We start from the raw sequence: 2303 nt of genomic DNA on the forward strand, positions 1-2303 counted from the left end.
GGCGGGTGTTGCCGACCTCGTCGGGGGCGGGCTGCTGGGCCCCGGCACGTGGGTGGAGGAGATGCGCTCCCCGCACGGGGGCTCCTGGCTGGCGCGGGTGCAGGAGATCGTGCCGGACGCCGTGCTGCTCGACGGCCCCGGCACGGTGCCCGGGCTCGCCGCCGACCTTGTCGTCGACTCGCTCGGGATCATGCACGAGGCCGACCAGCGCGCGGCCTGGGACCTGCGGCTCGACTCCCTCGCCCCCGACGGCGTCCTCGCGCTGCACGTGCACCCGCTGTCCGTGATCCTGCGCGACGGCACCTGGAACGCGCTGCGGCACGGGCACTACGCGTACTACTCGCTCACGGTGCTCGTGGAGATGGCGCGCAGCACGGGCCTCGTCCCGGTCGGGCTGTGGCGCTACCCGCTGTACGGCGGGACGCGGCTGCTGGCGCTCGCGCGGGAGGGCTCGGAACCCGCCGGCCGGCACGCCCGCGCCGCGGGCGACCTGGTCGCCACCGAGCTGGCGGCCGAGGCCGCGGCGGGGATCACGGAGCCGACGGCCGTGGCGGCGCTCCAACGGCAGGTGGCCGCGTCGGCGGCGGCGCTCCGCGACTGGCTCGACGCGAGCGAGGGCAAGGTGGTCGCGTACGGCGCCGCGTCGCGCGCGGTCGCGTTGTTCGCGCTCGCCGGCGTCACCGCGGACGACGTCCTCGCCGTGGTGGACGCGTCGCCCGCGAAGCGGGGCAGGTCCATGCCGGGCGGTCCCGGGCCGCGGGTGCCCGTGCTCGGGCCCGACATCCTCGCCGAGATCCGCCCCGACAGGGTGTTGCTGCTCGTGCCCGACCTCCTCGACGAGGTGCGGTTCGCGCACCCCGAGGTGGAGGCGCTCGGGGGTCGCTGGGTGATCGCCGAGCCCGAGCCCGTCGAGGTCGAGCCGCTCAGCCGGGACCGCGGCCGCCGGAGGTGAGCGTCTCGACCAGCGCCGCCCACGACCCGGCGGCGGCGTCGCGGTCGCTGACGAGCGAGACGGGCAGCGGCCACCGCACCCCGAGGTCGGGGTCGAGGTGGTGCACCGCGACGTCCTCGGACGGGTCGTGCTCCGCGTCGATGCGGTAGCAGACGTCCGCGGTGTCGGTGAGCGTCTGGTGGCCGTGCAGGCAGCCGCGCGGCACGTACAGGACGTGGAAGTCGACGTCGTCGAGCCGGAACGCCTCCCAGCGCCCGAACGTCGGCGAGCCCGGGCGGGCGTCGACGACGACGTCGTGCACGGCACCGTGCGCCACCCGCACCAGCTTGGCCTCGCCGCCCCCCACCCGGCCGTGCAGCCCCCGCACGACGCCACGTCGCGAACGGGACTGGCTGTCCTGCACGAACGCCGCCGGGTCGAGGCCCGCGTGCGCCGCGGTGGCGGTGTCGAACGTGCGCGTGAACAGCCCGCGCTCGTCGCGGTGCGGGGTGGGGGCGAGGATCAGCACGCCGTCGAGGGTCGTGGGCAGCACCTGCATGCTCCACACCGTACGGAGAGGGTCCGGGAGCGGTCGGGTGAAGTCGGCGTGGGCGCCGGATGAAAAGCCCTGCGGGCCCTTCATCCGTGCCGTGCTGCGCCGCAGACTGGCGGCGGGACCGGCCCCCTGCCGACCCCACCAGACTTCACGACCCACCTCCCGACCGCACCCGGGGGCACCATGACGCAGCTGACGCAGCACGCGACGCATCCCGACCCGCCGCAGCCAGCGGACCCCGCCCGGTCCTTCGACCGGTCGACGGCCGCGCAGGCCCGGCTGCACCGTCTCGTGCCGGGCGGCGCGCACACCTACGCGCGCGGTGCGGACCAGTACCCGGAGCGCATGGCCCCCGTGCTGGCGCGGGGCGCCGGCGCGCACGTGTGGGACGTGGACGGCAACGAGTACGTCGAGTACGGGATGGGCCTGCGCAGCGTCACGCTCGGCCACGGCTTCCGGCCCGTGGTGGACGCCGTGACGTCGGCGATCGCGGACGGCGTGAGCTTCTCCCGGCCCAGCCGCTGGGAGCTGGAGGCGGCCGAGGCGTTCTGCGCGCAGGTGCCGGGCGCCGACATGGTGAAGTTCGCGAAGAACGGCTCCGACGTCACCACCGCGGCGGTCCGGCTGGCCCGCGCCGCCACGGGCCGCGACCTGGTCGCCGTCTGCGCCGACCACCCGTTCTTCTCCACCGACGACTGGTTCATCGGGACCACGCCGATGGACGCCGGGATCCCGCGGGCGATCAGCGACCTCACGGTCCGGTTCCCGTACGGCGACCTGGCCGCCGTCCAGGAGCTCCTCGCCCGGCACGAGGGC

General features: G+C 75.9%; 3 protein-coding genes. 2 read left to right on the forward strand and 1 reads right to left on the reverse strand.

What is annotated here, in order from left to right; all coding sequences use genetic code 11:
* Window positions 1-952: hypothetical protein (locus ACFWEK_RS20905; RefSeq protein ID WP_430555288.1), on the forward strand; the 952-nt coding region annotated here is incomplete at its 5' end.
* Here ACFWEK_RS20905 and ACFWEK_RS20910 read toward each other — a convergent pair.
* Window positions 924-1490 carry a dTDP-4-dehydrorhamnose 3,5-epimerase family protein gene (locus tag ACFWEK_RS20910; RefSeq protein WP_430547285.1) on the reverse strand — a complete coding sequence of 189 codons (567 nt, stop codon included), beginning with the start codon at window positions 1488-1490 and terminating at the stop codon, window positions 924-926. The genes ACFWEK_RS20905 and ACFWEK_RS20910 overlap by 29 nt on opposite strands.
* 180 nt (window positions 1491-1670) lie before the next feature.
* On the opposite strand from ACFWEK_RS20910, the gene ACFWEK_RS20915 reads away from it, so the two are divergent.
* On the forward strand, window positions 1671-2303 hold a 633-nt coding region (locus ACFWEK_RS20915; RefSeq protein ID WP_430555289.1), incomplete at its 3' end, for an aminotransferase class III-fold pyridoxal phosphate-dependent enzyme.

Origin of the sequence: Isoptericola sp. NPDC060257 (assembly GCF_042726645.1) — a bacterium.
In the GTDB taxonomy this organism is placed as follows: Bacteria; Actinomycetota; Actinomycetes; order Actinomycetales; family Cellulomonadaceae; genus Isoptericola; species Isoptericola nanjingensis.